Origin of the sequence: Dyella caseinilytica (assembly GCF_016865235.1) — a bacterium.
Classification (GTDB): domain Bacteria; phylum Pseudomonadota; class Gammaproteobacteria; order Xanthomonadales; family Rhodanobacteraceae; genus Dyella_B; species Dyella_B caseinilytica.
Map to the genome: position 1 here is coordinate 2,440,992 of NZ_CP064030.1, position 21,052 is coordinate 2,462,043.

At 60.7% G+C, this 21,052-nt stretch carries 15 protein-coding genes; 8 read left to right on the forward strand and 7 right to left on the reverse strand.

The annotated features are described in order from the left end of the window. Positions 1-49 precede the first annotated feature (49 nt). The 5 genes from ISN74_RS10535 (at position 50) to ISN74_RS10555 (ending at position 7,327) form a co-directional block, all read left to right on the forward strand. Positions 50-2,437, forward strand: a complete 2,388-nt coding sequence (locus ISN74_RS10535) for a 3-hydroxyacyl-CoA dehydrogenase/enoyl-CoA hydratase family protein (RefSeq protein ID WP_188799279.1) — start codon at positions 50-52, stop codon at positions 2,435-2,437. Between the two features lie 140 nt (positions 2,438-2,577). Further along, positions 2,578-3,783 (forward strand): acetyl-CoA C-acyltransferase, encoded by a 1,206-nt coding sequence (locus tag ISN74_RS10540; protein ID WP_188799280.1) that lies wholly within the window; start codon positions 2,578-2,580, stop codon positions 3,781-3,783. A gap of 231 nt (positions 3,784-4,014) precedes the next feature. Beyond that, the gene (locus tag ISN74_RS10545) at positions 4,015-5,475 is read left to right on the forward strand and encodes an MDR family MFS transporter (protein WP_425488837.1); all 1,461 of its coding nucleotides are present in this window, start codon (positions 4,015-4,017) and stop codon (positions 5,473-5,475) included. A 121-nt stretch (positions 5,476-5,596) separates the two neighbouring features. Continuing rightward, positions 5,597-6,298 (forward strand): pirin family protein, encoded by a 702-nt coding sequence (locus ISN74_RS10550; protein ID WP_188799281.1) that lies wholly within the window; start codon positions 5,597-5,599, stop codon positions 6,296-6,298. Between the two features lie 30 nt (positions 6,299-6,328). Then, positions 6,329-7,327 carry an NAD(P)H-quinone oxidoreductase gene (locus ISN74_RS10555; protein ID WP_188799607.1) on the forward strand — a complete coding sequence of 333 codons (999 nt, stop codon included), beginning with the start codon at positions 6,329-6,331 and terminating at the stop codon, positions 7,325-7,327. Positions 7,328-7,368: 41 nt separating this feature from the next. On the opposite strand, the gene ISN74_RS10560 is transcribed toward ISN74_RS10555, so the two are convergent. Beyond that, positions 7,369-7,623: a hypothetical protein gene (locus ISN74_RS10560; protein ID WP_188799282.1), complete on the reverse strand. Its 255-nt coding sequence runs from the start codon at positions 7,621-7,623 to the stop codon at positions 7,369-7,371. 132 nt (positions 7,624-7,755) lie between these two features. Further along, entirely contained in the window at positions 7,756-8,451 is a 696-nt protein-coding gene (locus ISN74_RS10565; protein WP_188799283.1) for a response regulator, read from the reverse strand. 54 nt (positions 8,452-8,505) lie between these two features. Here ISN74_RS10565 and ISN74_RS10570 point away from each other — a divergent pair, with 54 nt between their 5' ends. Next, positions 8,506-9,234 carry a response regulator gene (locus ISN74_RS10570; protein ID WP_229679152.1) on the forward strand — a complete coding sequence of 243 codons (729 nt, stop codon included), beginning with the start codon at positions 8,506-8,508 and terminating at the stop codon, positions 9,232-9,234. A 63-nt stretch (positions 9,235-9,297) separates the two neighbouring features. Here the strand turns inward: ISN74_RS10570 and epmA are convergent, their stop codons facing one another. Continuing rightward, complete coding sequence (gene epmA / locus ISN74_RS10575) at positions 9,298-10,263, reverse strand: EF-P lysine aminoacylase EpmA (RefSeq protein WP_188799284.1); 966 nt, start codon at positions 10,261-10,263, stop codon at positions 9,298-9,300. A 6-nt stretch (positions 10,264-10,269) separates the two neighbouring features. Then, positions 10,270-12,657 (reverse strand): NAD-dependent DNA ligase LigA, encoded by a 2,388-nt coding sequence (gene ligA / locus ISN74_RS10580; protein WP_188799285.1) that lies wholly within the window; start codon positions 12,655-12,657, stop codon positions 10,270-10,272. 167 nt (positions 12,658-12,824) lie between these two features. Here ligA and ISN74_RS10585 point away from each other — a divergent pair, with 167 nt between their 5' ends. Together ISN74_RS10585 and ISN74_RS10590 are read left to right on the forward strand one after the other, a co-directional pair. Continuing rightward, positions 12,825-14,270, forward strand: a complete 1,446-nt coding sequence (locus tag ISN74_RS10585) for an MFS transporter (RefSeq protein ID WP_188799286.1) — start codon at positions 12,825-12,827, stop codon at positions 14,268-14,270. A 56-nt stretch (positions 14,271-14,326) separates the two neighbouring features. Next, a complete protein-coding gene (locus ISN74_RS10590) occupies positions 14,327-15,517 on the forward strand; it encodes a cation:proton antiporter (protein ID WP_188799287.1) in 1,191 nt (396 codons plus the stop codon). Positions 15,518-15,615: 98 nt separating this feature from the next. Here the strand turns inward: ISN74_RS10590 and ISN74_RS10595 are convergent, their stop codons facing one another. From ISN74_RS10595 to ISN74_RS10605, 3 genes are read right to left on the reverse strand one after another with little or no spacing between them, the layout of a single operon-like run. After that, the gene (locus ISN74_RS10595) at positions 15,616-18,669 is read right to left on the reverse strand and encodes an efflux RND transporter permease subunit (protein ID WP_188799288.1); all 3,054 of its coding nucleotides are present in this window, start codon (positions 18,667-18,669) and stop codon (positions 15,616-15,618) included. Further along, the gene (locus tag ISN74_RS10600) at positions 18,666-19,742 is read right to left on the reverse strand and encodes an efflux RND transporter periplasmic adaptor subunit (RefSeq protein WP_188799289.1); all 1,077 of its coding nucleotides are present in this window, start codon (positions 19,740-19,742) and stop codon (positions 18,666-18,668) included. Before ISN74_RS10600 ends, ISN74_RS10595 begins: the two co-directional genes overlap by 4 nt. Next, on the reverse strand, positions 19,739-20,998 hold the full coding sequence (locus ISN74_RS10605; protein ID WP_229679153.1) for a TolC family protein: 1,260 nt from the start codon (positions 20,996-20,998) through the stop codon (positions 19,739-19,741). Before ISN74_RS10605 ends, ISN74_RS10600 begins: the two co-directional genes overlap by 4 nt. Between the last annotated feature and the right edge of the window lie 54 nt (positions 20,999-21,052).

Below are 21,052 nucleotides of genomic sequence, written 5' to 3' on the forward strand. Positions count from 1 at the left end.
CCCCAATCTTTGTTCACCTGTATTTGCATTCGTACCCACGGAGAAGCCAATGACCGCTCCATCTTCATCGAAGCCAGCGCTACGCATCCGCAAGGCCGCGGTGCTCGGCGCCGGCGTCATGGGCGCGCAGATCGCCGCGCACCTGACCAACGCAAATGTCGAGACCGTGCTGTTCGACCTGCCTGCGAAGGAAGGTCCCAAGAGCGGCATTGCCCTGAAGGCGATCGAAAACCTGAGGAAGCTCTCCCCGGCCCCGTTGGCTGACAGCACCCGCGCCGCCGCCATCATCCCGGCCAATTACGACGACGATCTGGAACACCTGAAAGATGTCGACCTGGTGATCGAGGCGATCGCCGAACGGATGGACTGGAAGCTGGATCTCTACAAGAAGATCGCTCCCTATGTCTCCAAGACCGCCGTGCTGGCCAGCAATACCTCAGGCCTGTCGATCAATAACCTGGCCGAAGCGCTGCCGGAGGAAATGCGCCACCGCTTCACCGGCGTGCACTTCTTCAACCCGCCGCGCTACATGCACCTGGTCGAGTTGATTCCGACCAAGCTGACCAATCGCGATGTGCTCGAAGGTCTGGAAGCGTTCCTGACCACCACCGTCGGCAAGGGCGTGGTGTATGCCAAGGACACGCCTAACTTCATCGGCAACCGCATCGGCGTGTTCTCGATGCTGGCCACCATGTATCACACCGAACAGTTCAAGCTTGGTTTCGACACGGTCGACGCGCTGACCGGCCCGGCGGTGGGTCGTCCCAAGAGTGCCACCTACCGCACTGCGGACGTGGTCGGTCTGGACACCATGGCGCACGTGATCAAGACCATGGCCGACACCCTGGCCAACGATCCCTGGCACGAATACTTCAAGGCGCCCGCCTGGCTCAGCGGCCTGATCGAACAAGGCGCACTGGGCCAGAAGACCGGCGCAGGTTTCTATCGCAAGGCCGGCAAGGACATCGTGGTGCTGGACGTCGCCAAACGCGATTACCGCCCTTCCGAGCAGAAGGCGTCGGATGAGGTGTCCGCCATCCTCGCTATCAAGGATCCGGCCGAGAAGTTCGGCAAGTTGCGTGCATCCAGCGATCCGCAGGCACAGTTCCTGTGGGCCACTTTCCGCGACCTGTTCCACTACACCGCCTACCATCTGGCCGATATCGCTGACACGGCACGTGATGTCGACTTCGCCATCCGCTGGGGCTACGGCTGGAAGCTCGGCCCGTTCGAAACCTGGCAGGCAGCCGGCTGGCAGCAAGTCGCCGGCTGGATCGCTGAAGATATCGCGGCAGGCAAGGCCATGAGCAAGGCTCCGCTGCCGGCGTGGGTGACTGATGGCCGTACCGGCGTGCATAGCAAGGAAGGCTCCTGGTCCGCTGCGTCAAGCGCCTACAAGCCGCGCTCCAAGCATCCGGTCTACCAGCGCCAGCTGTTCCCTGATCCGATCCTGGGTGAGAAGTTCGACCAGGGCACCACTGTTTGGGAAAACGACGGCGTGCGTCTGTGGACGTTGGGCGATGACGGCGTCGGCATCATTTCCTTCAAGACCAAGATGAACACGGTCAACGATCAGGTGCTTGATGGCGTCCAGCATGCGATTGGCGTTGCCGAAGAAAAACTCAAGGCCGTGGTGATCTGGCAGACCGGCGAACCGTTCTCCGCTGGCGCCGATCTGAAGGGTGCGCTCGGCCTGCTCCAGGCCGGCAAAATCGACGACTTCGCGAAGATGGTGGCCAACTTCCAGCGCACCAGCATGCGCGTCAAACATTCGCTGGTGCCGGTGGTGTCGGCAGTGCGCGGCCTGGCACTGGGTGGCGGATGCGAATTTCAGATGCACTCGGCACGCACGGTCGCCGCGCTGGAAAGCTACATCGGTCTGGTCGAGGCCGGCGTAGGTTTGCTGCCAGCCGGCGGCGGTTTGCATGAACTGGCAATCCGCGCTGCACAGGCCAATCCTGCCGATCCGTTTGAAGCCTTGAAGAAGGTGTTCGAGACGGTGGCGATGGCCAAGGTGTCCGCCAGCGCGCTGGAAGCCAAGCAATTGGGTCTGTTGCGCGACAGCGACGTGGTGGTGTTCAACGCTTACGAGCTGCTCTATATCGCCAAGCAAGTGGCTCTCTCGCTGGCCGAAAGCGGTTATCGCCCGCCGCTGTACGACCGCAACATTCCGGTTGCTGGCGACGTGGGTACCGCCACGTTCAAGGCTTCGCTCGCCAACCTGCAGGCCGGTTATTTCGCCTCCGAGCATGACGTCGCGATCGCCACGCGCATCGCCGACACACTGTGCGGCGGCCAGATCGAACGCGGCTCGCTGGTCGACGAGGAATGGCTGCTGGATCTGGAACGCAAGCACTTTGTGGAACTGGCGCAGACCGAAAAGACCCAGGCGCGTATTGCTCACACCATGACCACCGGCAAACCGCTGAGGAACTAAACGCTCGTCGCCCCGGCATAGGTCGGGGCCCAGCGACTTTCGCACGCACCACCAAAGACACTGGGTCCCGGCCTTCGCCGGGACGACGGACAAACCAATCGGCGTCGCTGCACAGTGCGCGACGCCACGGAGCAAAGACCATGAGCAAGCAAGTGCAAGACGCCTACATCGTCGCCGCCACCCGCACCCCGGTAGGCAAAGCGCCGCGCGGCGTATTCCGCAACACCCGTCCGGACGACATGCTCGCCCACGTGATTCGCGCTGTGATGGCGCAGGCACCGGGCATTGACCCGCATCGCATCGGTGACGCCATCATCGGCTGCGCCATGCCGGAAGCCGAGCAAGGCATGAACGTGGCACGCATCGGCGTGCTACTGGCCGGCCTGCCCGACACCGTCCCGGGCGTCACCATCAACCGCTTCTGCTCCTCCGGCCTGCAAGCCGTGGCGATGGCGGCCGATCGCATCCGTCTGGGCGAAGCCGACTTGATGCTGGCCGGTGGCACCGAAAGCATGAGCATGGTGCCGATGATGGGTCACAAGGTGGCGATGAATCCGGCCATCTTCGACAACGAACACATCGGCATTGCCTATGGCATGGGCATCACCGCCGAGAACGTGGCCAAGCAATGGAAGGTGTCACGCGAAGCACAGGATGCGTTCGCCGCACAAAGCCATGAGCGTGCGCTGGCTGCGATCAAGGCGGGCGAATTCAAGGACGAAATCACGCCATTCAAGCTCGATGACCGCTACCCCGACCTCGCTTCGCGCAGCATCAAGACCGATAGTCGCGTGATCGACACCGACGAAGGTCCGCGCGCCGGCAGCACGCCGGACGTGCTGGGCAAACTCAAGACCGTGTTCCGCAACGGCCAGTTCGGTGGCACGGTGACGGCTGGCAATTCCTCGCAGACTTCTGACGGCGCTGGTGCCGTGCTGCTGGCTAGCGAACAGGCGATCAAGGATTACGGCCTCACCCCACTCGCTCGTTTCGTCGGCTACTCGGTGGCCGGCGTGCGTCCGGACATCATGGGCATCGGTCCGAAGGAAGCGATTCCGAAGGTGCTCAAGCAGACCGGTATCACCCAGGATCAGCTGGACTGGATCGAACTCAACGAAGCCTTCGCCGCCCAGGCGCTCGCCGTGATCGGCGATCTGGGCCTGGACACTGCCAAGGTCAATCCGCTGGGCGGGGCCATCGCCCTTGGCCACCCGCTGGGCGCCACTGGCGCGGTCCGCGTTGCGACCCTGTTGCACGGCCTGCGCCGCCGCAAGCAGAAGTACGGCATGGTGACGATGTGTATCGGTACGGGCATGGGGGCGGCGGGTATTTTCGAAGCGGTCTGATCGCCTCGGCTCAAATCAGACAGAAAGAAACAAAGGCGTCGTCTTCGCACGACGCCTTTTTTCATGAATCGATGACGACGACCTTCACCACCCTCTCTTGTAACGACTTTCTAACAGGCGAATAATAGGCATGTTGCGACGCACAACCCAATGCGCCGCTGTTTCGAGTGCTCTCGTTGATCCTGGTGTCGATCCGACGCAGGCGAGTGTGCGCTCGTCCAGGAAGTCGACGTGTCCGTGTTGCTCGAGGAAAAGGTTGAGGCGCCGGTGGTATCGCAGCCGGTGTATCCCGATTACCGCATCATTTCCTTGATTGTTGGCTGTGCGATCTTCCTGGAGCAGGTCGACGGCACAGTGCTGGCCACCGCACTCCCCACCATGGCGCGCGATTTCAGCGTCTCCGCACCCGCCATGAGTGTCGCGGTCACCAGCTATCTGCTGGCGCTGGCCATACTGATTCCCGTAAGCGGCGCCATCGCCGACCGTTTTGGCGTCAAGCGCGTCTTCAACGGTTCGATTGCCGTCTTCATCCTCGGCTCGATTCTCTGCTCGCTGACACACAACCTGCCGATGATGGTCGCCGCACGCCTGCTGCAAGGCATCGGTGGCGCGATGATGACGCCGGTCGGGCGCCTGGTGATTTTGCGTACCGTCGATCGCAAGCACCTGGTGTCGTCGATGTCGTGGACGCTGATGCCCGCGATTCTGGGCACCATGGCAGGACCGCCGCTGGGCGGCTTTATCGTCGAATACCTCGATTGGCGCTGGATCTTCTACATCAACGTGCCGATCGGCGTGCTCGGCTATTGGCTGGTACGGCGCTATATACCTGTCGTATGCAGTATGGCGCGTCCGTCGCGCTTCGACTGGCTGGGCTTTACGCTCTGCAGTGTCGGCCTGGGATGCGTGCTGTTTGGACTGGAGTTGTTCGGTGAGAACACCAATGTGTTCAACGCCGTGTGCCTGGTCGCCCTCGGCGCCTTTGCACTGCTCGCTTATTTCCTGCATGCGAAACGCCGTGTCGACCCCGTGATCGATCTCACGCTGATGCGCATCGATTCATTCCGCCTGTCGGTGATTTCCGGTTCGCTGATGCGCATCACCCAGGGTGCGCAGCCATTCCTGCTGCCTTTGCTGTTCCAGATCGGCCTCGCCTTCTCAGCCGTGCGCAGCGGCCAACTGATCCTGGCGATTTCGCTTGGGGCACTGCTCTCGCGCAGCTTCACCACCCGCTTGCTGCGCTGGTTCGGCTTCCGTCGCGCCATGGTCTACAACGGCGTGCTAGCCAGTCTGGGCTACGCGGTCTGCGCGTTCTTTCGGGCGGACTGGCCCTTCTGGTTGATGTTCGGCCTGCTGGTCTGCTGCGGCGCCTTCATGTCGTTCCAGTTCGCGGCTTACAACACGATCGCCTACGAGGCCGTGCCGACCGAGCGCATGAGCGCCGCCAACAGTTTCTACTCGACCTTGCAGCAGCTCATGTTGTCAGTCGGCGTGTGCTGCGGTGCGCTGATCCTGAAGCTCACCATGGCACTGACCCATAACGTCGAGCCGAGCCGGCTGAACTTCTCGGTCGCCTTCCTGATCGTTACCCTGATTTCACTCAGCTCCACCCGCTGGCACCGCGCCTTCGCGCACGATGCGGGTCATGAACTGAGCGGGCACCGGCACCGGACGGACGATCACCAGCACTGAACACGCTCGCTCGGAAGAGAGCGGGCCGGAGCTGGCGACACACTGTTTCCCTGACGACAGTTCTCTAACGCCACCTGCGGTCTTATGTTGTGCGCCATCCGAACTTCCCGCAGGTGCCCTCATGATCGAACGTCGTTCTTTCGACAGCCTTGGCGGAGCCGATCACGGCTGGCTCAAGGCCAAACATCATTTCTCGTTTGCCGGCTACAACGACTCCAGGCGCATGGGTTGGGGCGCTCTGCGCGTCTGGAACGACGACACCATCGCGTCCCAGACCGGCTTTCCGCCACACCCGCATGCGGATATGGAAATCATCACCTATGTGCGCGAAGGCGCCATTACGCATCGCGACAGCCTGGGCAACGAAGGCCGCACCGAAGCCGGTGACGTGCAAGTGATGAGCGCCGGCAGTGGCATCACACATAGCGAATACAATCTGGAACCGGGCAACACGCGTATCTTCCAGATCTGGATCATTCCGGACGAGCGCGGCCGCGCACCTTCGTGGGGTGCCAAGCCGTTCCCCGCAGGAGAGCGCGCGGGACGTTTCGTCACGTTGGCCAGTGGCTTTAAGGAAGACAACGACGCCCTGCCCCTGCGCACCGATGCGCGCGTGCTCGGAGCTACGCTGAAAGCCGGAGAAACCACGCGTTACACACTGGGTCATGAGCGTTACGCGTATCTCGTTCCTGCCAAGGGAAGCGTGGAAGTTAACGGCGTGCATCTCGACGCTCGCGATGGTGCTGCGATCCGCAACGAAACCACACTGGAAGTCAAGGCACTCGAAGATGCGGAGCTGGTGCTCGTAGACTCTGCTCCTTGAGATTTCAACAAGGAGCAAGGCGTGTCAACCATGCGAGCGATCGAAATCAGTCAGCCAGGCGGCCCGGAAGTGTTGCGCCCGGCCATACGGCCGATACCACAGCCCGGCCCTGGCGAGGTGTTGATCAAGGTCGCCGCATCGGGCGTCAACCGACCCGATGTATTCCAGCGCAAGGGCGACTATGCACCGCCACCGGGCGCATCCGACATCCCCGGACTGGAAGTGGCCGGTGAATTGGTGGATGGCGATTTCAGCAGCCAGAACCCGTGGGGACTGCAGCGCGGCGGCCAAGTTTGCGCATTGCTGGCCGGCGGCGGCTACGCGGAATACGCGGTAGCGCCGCTGGGCCAATGCTTGCCTGTGCCGCACGGACTGAATCTGATCGAGGCTGCGTCGCTACCGGAAAATTACTTCACGGTCTGGAGCAACGTATTTGATCGCGGCCACCTTGGGCAACGCGAAGATGGCACGCCGGAAAGCCTGCTGGTCCAGGGCGGCTCCAGCGGCATTGGCGTCACCGCCATCCAGTTGGCGCATGCATTAGGGCATCCGGTATTTGCGACTGCTGGCAACGACGAGAAATGCCGCGCCTGCGAGGCACTCGGTGCACGCGCCATCAACTACAAGACAGAAGATTTTGTTGAGCGCGTAAAAGCATGGAGCGACAACCGCGGCGTTGATGTCATCCTCGACATGGTTGCCGGCGATTACGTGTCTCGCGAACTCGATGTCCTTGCCGACGATGGACGCTTGGTCATCATTGCGACGCTGGGCGGCAGCGCATCCAGCATCAACGCCCACACCGTGATGCTGCGCAGACTGCATATCACCGGATCAACGCTGCGCCCGCGTCCAGTCACCTTCAAGACGGCCATCGCCAGCAAGCTCTATCAGCATGTATGGCCGCTATTTGCCGAACAGCGCCTTCGCCCGGTGATCCATGAAGTATTGCCAGCTCAGGACGCAGCGCGCGCCCACGCACTGATGGAAAGCAGCACACATATCGGCAAGCTGATGTTGCATTGGTAATCCGAAGCATGGCCATGCGGATTGTGCTGCTTGCGCAGACATCACTTCTTTGTGGATTTTCGGCCCTTTTTATTACCTGCCAGATAGGTGGCCGCCGATTCCGCAATCCGCTGGACGGAAGGATCGGCCGAGCTTTGACATAGCCGCAGCCAAGCGTCCGCGATCCGCCGCTGTTGCTGAGGCGACACGAACATGAACTGATTTAGCTGATCCATGAAGACACTGCGCTGGGTTTCACTGAGCGTACTGTACCCAAGCAGCACGGCAGAGACGGCGGCGGCGTGCGACTCGTCCATAAGTCCCTTTGTACGTGAAACGCTGATTGAAGATCGGCCTCGACTGCACAGAGGCTACCGCCATGCACAGCATGGTGCTATCGGACTAAGCTGATCGAATACAACACTTATCCCGACATAATGTAGGTTTATTCACGCATCACTGTCATCGTGATGAGCATTTTTTTGTGATGTTTGGGATGCCTGTACGAGGCCATTGGCCTGCGCATACTTGAAAATATCGGCATCGTGTTTCAAGCCCAGCTTCTTCATGGCGGCCATTTTCTGAGCACTGATGGTTTTACTGCTGCGTCCGGCACGCATACCGATCTCCGATACGGTCAACCCTTCCGCATACATACGCAGCACTTCGGTTTCCCGTTTGCTGAGCTTCACCGCTGGTTCGGCCTCCCCTACAGCCGGTGATACCAGCTCCGCCAGCTGACCGCTTTTGATCGGCGACACGTATCGGTTGCCAAGGTGTGCCATGCGAATAGCCGTCTCGACGTGGCCAAGATCATCCGCCTTGCTGACCAGGCCCAAGGCACCGATGTCCACGATACCCTTCATGACTTCGCTGTTTTCGATACTGGTGAGCACCACCAACCGAACATTGGGAAAGCGACGCTTGAGAAAACGCAGCAGAGCGAGCCCGTCGCCATAACGCCCCCCCGGCATCGAAAAATCCGTGACGACCACGTCGCACTCCGACTTCCCAAGCAACTCGACAAGTTGTGTGGAATCGGTCACCAGACCAATCAGCGTGATGCCCGCTACGTTGGAAAGCAGGTGTCTGAGCCCCGCCAGCAAGGTGGGGTGGTCATCCGCTACGGCTACCCTAATGGTCAACGCAGGCTCCTTGGATTCATACCCCGTCGTACGGCGCTTAAACTAGCACAGCACATGATGTTCGGCCTGACCGGTTGTATTACGATAACTTCACAGGGCAAGACTTTTCTGTCGATTTTACAAGCAGGCACGACCAGGATGGATAACCATATTCGTGTCGCCTTGGCTGACGATCATCCCGTGATCCGGTTGGGGATCGAGGCCACGCTCGACGATATCTCCACCGTCAGGCGGATTGGCTCCGTCGTTGACTCCACGCAGTTAATTGCGCTGCTGGACTCCCAGCCATGCGACATGCTCGTCACCGACTACGCCATGCCGGGCGGCCAATACGGCGACGGACTGGAATTGGTGGGGTTTCTCCGCGAACGTTATCCTGACCTCGGTATCATCATCATCACGAGCATGGACAAGGCAGTACTGATCCGCAGCCTGCTGGCTTGTGGCGTCGATGGCATTCTCAGCAAAGGTGACGACATGTCGCATTTGCGCAACGCCATCCAGGCTGTGCATAGCAAGCGCAAGTATTTCTCACCGCGCGTTGCCAAGATGATGAAATCCCTGCCCTCCACGAATTCTTCACGCCTTTCGCCGCGCGAGCTGGAAGTGATCAAGCTCTACGTGGGTGGCGTCAGCATCAATGGCATCGCGGAAAAGCTCGATCGCAGCAAGCAGACGATCAGCACGCAAAAGGTCAACGCCATGCGCAAGCTTGGCATTGAGACGGATGCGGATTTGTTCAAGTATGCGATTGAGCTGGGGTTGACGCAAAAGCGGGAATGACGGTGAACTTACATGGAATGAATCAGAGCATCGCTAGGGAAGTCGATCACCCGACGGCATCCATCACGCCTGAGAAAACGGAAACGCCAGCACATCTCCGATCCGATCCGTTCCTGATAGACACATCAGCAGCCGCTCGATGCCAAGCGCCACGCCGGCACAATCGGGCATCTTGCCCAGCACTGCCAGCAACTGCTCATCGATCGGCATTTCCCGCAAACCGCGCTCGCGCCTGCGCGCGTTGTCTCGCTCAAAGCGAGCTCGCTGTTCTTCGGCATCATTGAGCTCGTGATAGCCGTTGGCTAGCTCATAAGGCCCCAGATAAAGCTCGAAACGCTCGGCAAGCGGCGGATCGCCGGGGCGGATGCGCGCGAGTGCGGATTGGCTGGCAGGATAATCGTGGATCACCGTGATGCGGTCGTGCGGAAAATGGGGCTGCAACTTGTGCGTGATCAACAAGTCGAGCCAGTCGTCACGGGTAAGCCCTTCCGGATCGATGTGATACTGAGCCAGTGGCGCGCGCAACTCATCGATCGGCGCATGCAATGGATCGAGCCCAAGCTCATCGATGAAGAACTGGCGGTAGCCTTCGATCAGAACCTCGGAGCGCCGGCTTACTGTGGCCAGCGCCGACTCGACCAGCGAAATGGTTTCCTCCATCAGCTGCCGGTGCGTCCAGCCCACGCGATACCACTCAAGCATGGTGAATTCGGGATTGTGTCGCTCCCCTGCTTCGCCATTGCGAAACACGCGTCCGAGTTCGTAGCAATCACCCACACCATCGGCGAGCAGGCGCTTCAACGGGTATTCCGGTGATGTGCGTAGCCAGCGCTCGCGTGCACCGGCGTCAATATGTCCGTGGAAAGGAGCACTGAAGCTTTCGATGTTCGGGTCCGTGTTGCCGGCCGCTGACAGGATCGGTGTTTCCACTTCCAGCACACCACGCTCGGCGAAGAAGGCGCGAATCAGTGCATTGAGCTGCGCTCGTACGTGGAGACGCTGTCGGAAAGGCGTGACGGTGTTGGCCATGACGAGTCAGATTCCGTGCTGTTTAAACAGATCCAGCAAGCGCGCTTCGTCCCATACCTCGACGCCCAATTCCTGAGCCTTGTCGAGTTTGGAACCGGCTGCTTCGCCTGCGACCACAAAACTGGTTTTCTTGGATACGCTGCCAGCCACTTTTGCACCGAGCGCTTCGAGCTTTTCCTTGGCCTCATCCCGCCCCATGCCGGAGAGTGTGCCGGTAAGCACGGCAGTCTGTCCCGCGAGCGGCAGCGCCGTCACCACATCCGCCTGGGGAGCGGCAGCAAGCAGGCGATGCATGGCGGCTTCCGCTTCCAGCAAGGCGGATCGTCGTTCCGTATCAGCGAAAAATTCGTCAAGACTGACCGCCGCATGCTGCGGCAAACCTGCGGTGATCCAGTGCGTGCTGCCACTCGAATACAGTTTGCCCATACTGGAGAAATGTGTCGCCAGCAGTTCGGCGTTACGTTGCCCGATGCCATTGATGCCGGCGTTTTCCAGCAACACGGCCTGGCTCAGTTTCTGGTGAAGACGCGGTGAAGGCTCCGACTCATCGCTCAACGTGATGCCTTCAGCGAGCAGCGCATCGACTACCGCACGGTTACCATCCTGTCGAAAAAACGCGGCGATCGAGCCGGCAACCTCGTCACCGATATCCGGCAGCTCGCGCAAGATCGGCGCCGGCATGCTGCGCACCCATTCCAGACGCCCCAACCAGCTGGCCAGCGTCTTGGCCGTACTTTCGCCGATATGCACGATGCCCAGCGCATACAGGAAGCGGGACAGCGTGGTCTTCTTGCTGGCTTCAATCGCCTGCAACAGGTTTTCCGCCCACTTGGTGGCGATCTTGCCGGCCTTCACGGTCTCCGGCACGGTGCCATCGCGCTCGTCGGCGCGCTGTTTCATTTCCAGGAAATCATTGAGCGTGAGTTTGTAGAGATCCGCCGGTGTGTGCACGTAGCCAAAATCCACCAGGGCATCGACAAAGCGCTCACCGATACCCTCGATATCCAGAGCGCGACGCGAGGCGAAATGGATGAGGGCTTCCTTGCGCTGTGCTGCGCAGATCAATCCGCCCGAGCAGCGCCACGCCGCCTCACCTTCCTCGCGCACCAACGCCGATCCACAGACCGGACAATGCGTGGGCATTTTCCAGGCATGTGTTTGGGCTGGGCGATGCTCGGGAATCACGCGCACCACTTCGGGAATCACATCACCCGCGCGGCGCACGATCACCGTGTCGCCCACCCGCACATCCAGCCGCGCCACTTGATCTGCGTTATGCAAGGTTGCATTGGTGACCGTCACGCCAGCCACCTGAACGGGTGCAAGCCGGGCTACAGGCGTGGCCGCGCCGGTGCGGCCGATCTGGATCTCGATAGCCTCGACGGTGGTGCTTTGCTCCTGCGCCGGAAATTTGTGCGCAATCGCCCAGCGCGGCGCACGCGCGACAAAGCCCATCTCGCGCTGACCGGCATAGTCGTCCAGCTTGTAGACCACACCATCAATGTCGTACGGCAGTTTGTCGCGCTTGGCGCCGATGCGCCTGAAATAAGCGATCAGACCATCGAAACCTGTCGCGACATCCACCTCTCCGGAAACGGGAAACCCCCACTCGCGCAATTTCTGCAAGGTCTTCGAATGTGTGTCCGGCAGCTCGCCGCCTTCCACTGCACCCACCGCATATGCGTAGAAGCTCAGCTTGCGCTTGGCTGTGATAGCAGGATCAAGCTGCCGCAGCGAACCGGCCGCGCCATTGCGCGGATTCGCCAGCGGTTTTTCACCGTGCTCCCGTGCGTAAGCGTTGAACGCCTCGAAATCCTTGCGAAGCATGATCACCTCGCCGCGCACTTCCAACACACGTGGCCAACCTTCGCCACGCAGGCGTAGCGGAATAGCACGGACCGTACGCAGATTGGCGGTCACCTCTTCGCCGGTTTCACCGTCGCCACGGGTTGCGCCCTGCACGAACACACCGTTTTCGTAGCGCAAGCTGATCGCCAGGCCATCCAGCTTGGGCTCCACGGAAAACGCCGGTTCGCGGCGTCCCAGCGTCTGCTCGATGCGGCGCTCGAATTCGGACACATCGCGATAGCGTTCGCGGTCGTTGCCGCCATCCTGCTCGAAGGCGTTGCCCAGTGACAGCATGGGCAACGCGTGCCGCACTTCGGCAAAGCCGCCCAGCGCCCGCGCGCCAACGCGGCGTGTGGGCGAATCGGGCGTGATCAGCTCTGGGTGATCGGCTTCCAGCGCTTCAAGCTCGCGCATCAGGGCGTCGTAATCGGCGTCGGGGATCTCTGGATCGTCGAGTACGTGATAACGGTAATTGGCGTGTTCGATCTGTTTGCGCAGTGTTTCTGCACGCAGGGCCGACGAAGGGGAGGCTGACTGTTTACTCATGCCGGAAGTGTAACGATTCACGGGTGACGGATAATGGGGCAGATGGCACCGGAGCCTGCGCGGAAGGGTTTCACGCGTGACGACCGTCGCCACCCTGCATGAAATCCCGCTAACTGCGGCACCGCTCATACCCGGCAAATAGCTGCCATAGCAGGTATCATAACGTCATGTCCCCGTCCTCTTCCGTCGCCACCGCCACCGCTGATGCGGCCGTAGCGGACGGAAGCGGTCTGTCGTCGCGCGAACGCTATCGCGGCCTGATCTGGCTGGTTTCCGCCGCCTTCTTCATGCAGGCGCTCGATTCCACCATCGTCAACACCGCCGTACCGGCCATTGCCACGGCGCTGGGCGAAACGCCGCTGAACATGCGCAGCGCGCTGACCAGTTACGTGCTGACCTTGGCGATACTGATCCCCGCCAGTCCCTGGCTGTGCGACCGCTTCGGCACACGCAAGGTATTCGGTGTGGCGATCAGCGTGTTCGCCATCGGCTCCCTGCTCTGCGGCATCTCCCAAACGCTGCCCGAACTGGTGATGGCACGCGTACTCCAGGGTTGTGGTGGCGCGGCGCTGATGCCGGTGGGCCGATACGTGCTGGTGCGTACCATCGAAAAGCGTGACTTTGTGCAAGTCATGAGTACGGTCGCTACCTTTGGCTTGTTGGGTTCGGTGCTGGGTCCGTTGCTGGGCGGTGCACTGGTGGAATACACCAATTGGCGGCTGATTTTTCTGCTCAACGTGCCGGTCGGCATCGTTGGCCTTTGGCTCAACCAACACGAGATGCCGGAATACCGCTTATCGACAGCCAACCGCTTCGACCTGCTGGGATTCCTGCTGTTCGCCGCTGCTTCGGCTTTGCTGCTGGCCGCTTCCGAATTCGCGGCCGACCAGAACATTCGCTGGAGCTGGATGGGTTCGCTGGTTGCCATGGCCGTGCTCTTGGGCGGTGCCTACATATGGCATAGCCGCCGCACTGATCACCCGGTAGCGGACCTCAGCCTGATGCGGGTGCGCAGCGTGTGGGTGGCATTGTCCGGCAATCTGCTGACCCGCCTTGGTGTCAGCGGGATGTTCCTGCTGATCGTGCTGTTCCTGCAGGTCGGCTGCGGCTGGTCGCCGCTGATGGCAGGCCTGATGATGGTGCCGCAGGCGCTCGGTTCGATCACCGCCAAATGGGCCGTCAATCGGACGCTGATACGTCTTGGCTACCGCCGCCTGCTGTTCGCCAATACGCTGATCGTCGCCGCGCTGCTGGCCATGTTCGCCTTGCTCGGACCGCACACGCCGATGCTGCTGATTGCTCTGCTGGTGTATGTGTATGGCGGCTTCATGGGCATGCAATACACCGTCATGAACACGCTGATCTACTCCGACCTGGATGTGAAGTATGCGTCGATGGCCTCATCGATGGCGTCCACCACGCAATATCTGTCGATGAGTTTCGGCATCGCATTGGCGACCATCCTGATGCAGACACTGCTGCATGGCCAGGGCAGTGACGCCTATGTGGTGGCGTTCCGCTGGACGGTCATCGTGCTGGCAGTGATCACAGCGGTTGCCAGCCGTGTCTTCGCCAGACTCGAAAAAATCCCAAAGGCGACCGCTACAGTGTGATCTGCTTCGTGAGCAGGTAGGATGGCAAAGATGCTCATGATCGATGGATGCCGACCATGCACCACGCCAACGAAATCCTGTTCTCGCTGTTTATCGTGTTCGTCGCCGCGCAGATCGGCGGTGAAATCGCGCAACGGCTGAAACTTCCTGGCGTGGTCGGCGAAATCGCCGCGGGCTGCGTGATCGGCCCTTCGCTACTCGGTTGGATCACACCCGAGCAGATCGCCACAGGTACGCCGCTGGATGTGCTCTCGGAAATCGGCGTGGTGTTGCTGCTGTTTTCCGTGGGCCTGGAAACGCGGCTTGAAGATTTGAAGAAAGTCGGGCGGGCGGCCTTCCTGGTCGGCGTGCTCGGCGTGCTGTTGCCATTCGGCATGGGTGTCATGTGGGCGCACGCCAGCGGTTTCGACTGGGGCAAGTCGCTGTTCGTCGCTGCGGCGTTCGTCGCCACGTCGGCCGGTATTACCGCGCGCGTGCTGCAGGAACTGGGCGTGCTGCAACGTGTGGAAAGCAAGGTCATCCTCGGCGCCGCAGTGATCGACGACATCCTGGCCATGCTGCTGCTCGGCGTCGTGGTGTCGCTGCAGGGCGGCGGAGGTTTCGACCCCACGCATCTGGTGATGGTGCTGGCTGGCGCGATCGGCTTTATCGCCGTCATTGGCTGGGGCGGGACGCGCGTGATGCGTTGGAATTCGACCTGGCTCGAAAAGCCAAGCAATGTGCACTCACCCCTGCTGATCGTGCTGGCCTTGTGTCTGGGCCTGGCTTACGTCTCCACGTTATTCGGACTCGCCGCCATCATCGGTGCTTTCCTGGCAGGCATGATCGCTTCCGAAACGCGCCAACAGCACACGTTGGAACAACAGTTCCAGCCACTGCTGGCCCTGCTGACACCCTTCTTCTTCGTGCTGACAGGCAGCAAGATCAACCTGCATCTGCTTGCCAGCGCTGACGCGCTGATCGCGTTGGGCGTAGTCACACTGATTGCCATCGTGTCCAAGTTGCTCGGCGGCTTTCTCGGCGCGCTGTCACTGGGACGTGCCAGTGCTGCCATCGTGGGCTTCGGCATGGTGCCACGCGGTGAAGTGGGCGTGGTGATTGCCAGCCTGGGTCTGGCGGCAGGCGTATTCAATGACCAGATGTACGCCATCATTGTGGCCATGTCGCTGCTGACGGCGATGGTTACGCCGCCCATTCTGGCGTGGTTGTTGAAGCGAACGGTGAAGGCGGAAGTTTCAAAGGCTTAAGCTGGCAGCTCTGCTTTAGCTTGGTGTCTCAATATTGCCTCACCGTCATTCCGGCGAAGGCCGGAATGACGATGAGGCAAGTCAAACTTCGCAGCTACTCACCTCGCCTGAGGCTCTCTGCGCGACCGCATCAGCACGGCATATAGCACCGGCATCACCAGCAACACCAGCGGCACCTGCACCAACAAACCGGCGATGATGGCCACCGCCAACGGCTGCTGCATTTGCGAACCGGTACCCAGCGCCAACGCCAGCGGCGCCAGGGTCAGGATCGCTGCCAAGGTAGACATCAAGATCGGCCGGGCACGGTGTTGCGCAGCGATCAACAACGCATCGTGCAATGGCAGCTTGTCCGCCACGTCTTCCAGTTCGGAGAAGTAGAAGATCGCTACTTCAGTCACGATGCCGACAATCATGGTCATGCCCATCATGGCCGAGATATTCAGCTCGATGCCGGTGATCCACAGTCCGACGAACACCGCTCCCATGGCCAGCAACGGCATAGCCAGAATCGTCAGTGCCACGCGGAAACTTTCATACAGAAACAGTAGCAGTGTGAAGACCAGCGCGATCGCCGCCAACAGCACCACCGTGAGGCCACGGAACGCCTCCTGCTGCTGCTGATATAAACCGCCGAGCTGGTAGTACATGCCCTTGGGCAGCAATCCCGGCTTGGCGAGCATGGCTTTTACATCGGCAATGGTCGCGCCCATGCTGCGCCCGCTGATGCGTCCGGTCACCGCCACCATGCGCTTGAGATTATTGCGCGTGATCTCCGGTTGCCCTTGTACGACCTGCAAGCTCGCCACTTGCGAAAGCGGGAGCAGATGACCGTCTGCGGCACGGATCGGCAACACAGCAACCTGTTCCAGATGCTGGTATGAAGTCGTCGGCAAACGTACCCTTACGCCCATCACCTTGCCTTCTGCTGGCAGTTGCGCAGCGACCGTGCCGTCGATGGCTGCCGTCACCTGATCGGTAATGCTGGACGGATCGAGTCCCTGCAGCGCCGCCTTGGCTGGATCCACGGTCATGGTCAGCGCATCACCCGCGGGATTGATGCCATTGAGCACACCGTTGACGCCACCGATCTTGCCCAACGCATCGGCGACGTTCTGCGCCGTCGAGTTGAGCTCGTCGGCGTTATCGCTGTAAAGCTGGATCTCGATCGGTTCCGGCACAGCGACCAAATCGCCGATCATGTCTTCCATAAGCTGCGACACATCCACGTCCAGGCCCGGCACTTTGGCTTGTGCTTCCTGGCGAATATCGTTCATGACCTCTTCGGTGGAAGGACGCGAGCCATGCTTCAGGCGGACAAAGATATCGCCCGTGTTCGCTTCTGTCAGGCCGTCGCCGAGTTGTAGACCCGTGCGGCGCGAATACGTGTCTACATAAGGATTCTCGCGAATGATCGTTTCGACCTGATTGAGCAGCCGACCTGTTTCTTCCAGCGATGTTCCCGGCTTGGAGATGTAATCAAACGTGAAACCACCTTCATCCATCGCCGGCATGAAGCCGGTACCGACCTGTCCGTAGGCCAGCACTCCCACGCCAATCAGCGGCAACACTAGCAACAGTATCCAGACCGGGCGCTTCAACCATCGTTGCAGCCATCTTTCATAAACACGCGCGACTCGCTGTGAAAGCCGGCCGGGCGCACGATCGGCACTGTGACGCTGATCGAGCAAGCGCTCCGCCAACAAAGGCACCACGATCCAGGTCAACAAATACGAAATCACCAATGCACTGGCCATGGTGAGCGACAGCGCCTTGAAAAAGGCGCCGGTAACGCCGGTAAGAAACGCCAGAGGCAGAAAGATCACTACGGTGGCCGCGCTGGAGCCCGTCAGGGGACGAGTGAATTCCCACGACGCGCGCGCAATACGTTCGCTGACTTCGCCGCTTGCGCCATGCAGACGGCGCATGATGTGTTCCAGCATCACGATCACGTCGTCGATGATCAGACCGACGGCGGCCGCCATGCCACCGAGCGTCATCATGTTGAAGCTCATGCCAAGTACGCGTAACAGCAGCACGGTGATGGTCAGCACTGCCGGCACCACCAGCATGGCCACCAGAATCACTCGCGTGTTACGCAGGAACACGAACAGCACCAATCCCGCCAGCACAATGCCGACCAGGATCGCGTCACGCACGCTGCCGGCCGCACCCGTCACGAGCTGCGACTGGTCATACCAATTGGCCACATTCACGCCTGGCGGCATCTGCGGCGCGTAATCTTGCAGGCGCTGCTTCACGTCACGCGCGATCTGTACGCTATTACCGTCCGGCTGCTGGAAAATCTGCATCAGCACGGCATCCTGGCCGTCCGCGGTAACACGAATCCATTGCGGTACATGACTGAGCGACACATCCGCAATATCGCCCAACCGCACGACACCATGACTATCCGCTCTCACCACGATATTGCGCAGCGTCGCGACCGTACCTGGCTGGTTGTCCGCCAATAGCAAGTACAGCTTGTAGTGATCGGAAACATGGCCCATGGCCTGGATGGTTGCCGCGTGGCTGACTGCCGTTGCCACGTCGACCAGGCTCAGATCCTGCGCGCGCAGGCGATTCGGATCGACATCCGCGTGAAATTCGGCAATTTCACCGCCCTGCACGCCGACGTGTGCAACGCCCGGGATGCTGCTCAGCAAGGGACGCAGCTGGTATTGCGCAAGGTCGTACAGCGCGCTCGGCGACAAACTGTGCGAGCGCAGACTGTACGCGAGCATAGGATAAGTGGTCGGATCCATGCGCCGACTGCTCAGCCGGGTCTCGGCGGGCAGTTCCGGCAATACCTGGCTCGCCGCGGCGTTGATATCGCCGAGCGCCCGACTCATGTCCGTACCCCAGTCGAAGGTCACTTCGATGTCGGCGCTGCCACGGCTGGTCGTCGAACGCACATCGCGTACGCCGGGTACACGGCGTAGCGCATCCTCGATCGGCGTGGTCACTTCGATCGCCATCTGGTCAGCCGGACGATCACCGGCATCGAGCGCAAGCTGCACGCGTGGAAACGCGACGTTCGGGAACAAGGCCACCGGCATGAAGATGGCGCTGGCTATACCGCCAACGGCGAGCATGAGCACCAGAAACAGCAGCGAGCGCCGATGACGCTGCATCCATGCGGCAATACTCACTTGCTCGGCTCCTGCTGCTCACGTACCGCATCGCCATCGTCCAGCTCATAGCTGCCGAGCACGATGATGCGCATCTTGCCGTCAAGCGCGCCGTCCACGCCGACCGTATCGCCTTCGGGATGCTTCAGGCTCACGTCGACGCGCTTGGCGTGATCGTGATCCGCGGCAAAGACATAGTCGCCCTTGTCATCATGCAACACAGCGTCACGCGGCAATGCCCAGGCGGTGTAGCTGGCCGTGTCGATGTTGGCCTGCACAGCCGCGCCAGCCACCAGGGAGGAACTGGCTTCCGGAGGCAACGCCACCTGCAGTGGTAATAGATGCGTCTGGGCATCCACTGCCTGCCCCACCATGTCGATGCGACCATTGAATGCGGTGGCATCGCCATACACGCCCTGCACCTGCACAGGCATGCCAATCTTCAGACGCGGGCCGTCTTCGGGCTGCACGCCCAGACGTGCAATCAGACCATGCGAAGGCGTAAACGTCAGCAAGCCAGCATCGGCCTGGAAGCGATCCCCAAGATTGACGCTAAGCGCCGTCACCACGCCATCGGCAGGCGCGTTGATGGTTTCTTCGGCATCGCCACCGCCAAGCGCGCGTTGCGCGTCCAACGCGGCTTGCGCATCGTCTAACGCTTTGCGTGCGGCCGCCAGCTGCGATTGGGTGGCCAAATGTTGCGCCGCCATCTGTTCGGTGCGTTTCAATTCGCCGCCAGCGAGCGTCAGCGCGCTTTGCGCCTGTCGATAGGTGTTACGTGCGACCGGATCTGGTGCAATATGCAACAACACCTGTCCACGCTTCATAGCCTGTCCCGCCACCACTTCGGCGCCAATCACCTGGCCACCATGACCGAGGCTGATGACACTGGCCCGATGCGGATCGCCCACCGCCGTACCCCAAGCCTGAATGGTGTCATGGAAGGTCTGACTCACCGGCGACGTTGTAGTGATCAGCACCTTCCCGTTGACGTCTGGTTTGTCGTCATCGTCGGATGCACCGCCACTACCGCATCCGGCCAGCAAGGCAAGTAGCGCCACCAGCGTGGCGCGAGTCAAGAGCAATCGATTCATGGCGTGGCTGCTACGGAAGGCGGTTGAAGGTCGGTATCGCCAAGCAGGGTTTCCAGCGCGATCGCCTGTTGCGATTGCTGGTCGCGTGCCGCGATGAAATCCATATCTGCACTAAGCGCATTGGCACGAATGGAAAGATAGGTGGGCCACTCAAGCAGTCCTTTTTGCCAGGCGACTTCCGCGGCGTCACGCGCTTCATCCAGGCGTGCCGACTGCGATTGCAGCAGATCACGCTGCCGTCCCAGCGTTTCAAGATCGGCCATCAGCTGCTCGATATCGCTGCGTGTGGTGAGGACACGATTTTCGTAATCATCTTTCAACTGCTGCCGCGTCGCGCGTTCGATGGCGATGTTGCCGCGGTTGCGATCGAACAGCGGCAAGGTCAAGCCAATGGTGAACCCGTTGGTAAGCACATCGCTGGTATCGCGCTGCCGGTTGATCCCGAGATTGAGCGCGGGAAATTGCGCCAGGATCGCCGCGCGCAACGTCGCTTCCTGCGCTTTGTAGCCCGCTTGCAAAGCGAGCAGATCCGGACGCCGCTGCGGCAAGCTAGCCAACGCGAACTGCACCTGCTCTTTCGTCGGCGATGCCACGAACGGTTCTTCCACCAAATGGAGCGGCGCATCGGGTGAAAGTCCTAGCAGCAGGCGCAAGTCATGTTCGGCCTGATGCCATTGGACGGTGCAGTCCGACAAGCGCTTGTTGGCATCTGCGTAAGCGTTCAAACCAGCGCTGGCACTGTCATAGGTGAGGTTGCCTTGCTGCAAGGCATTGCGTACATAACCATCAACGGGCGCTAGCGCATGCTGCTCGGCGGCCAACTCCTGATGTTGCGCACGCAGAGACAGCACCTGATTGAAGAGCAGACGCGCCTGCGCAATGGTCTGCCACTCGGCCCACAGCAGATCCAGGTTGACTTGATCAGCTTGACGCTTCGCCGCTGTTTTGCGTGCTGAAAGCGTCAAAAGGCTGCTTACGTCCTCGCTGATGCCATAGTTGAACGCGCTGGTGAAGCCTGGTTGCTTGTGCGCGAGAAAATCCTTGCCGAAGGCGATTTGCGGATCCGGCAGCAGCCCCGCGGCAAATGCCTGGGCGCGGGCAATGCCCAGCTGATCGCGCAAGATCTTCAGATCAGGATTGTTGGCGACCACCAAGATCGCCACGTCCGTCGAGTCCAGTCCCTGCGAGGGATCGAAACGGTGCGTGCGCAGCGCCGGCAGCGGCATGTCCGCAGTACTTGCGGACAGTTGCGACACATCCTGGACACCGTGCCCTTCACCCAATGGCTGCGGCGCATACGTGGCGCAACC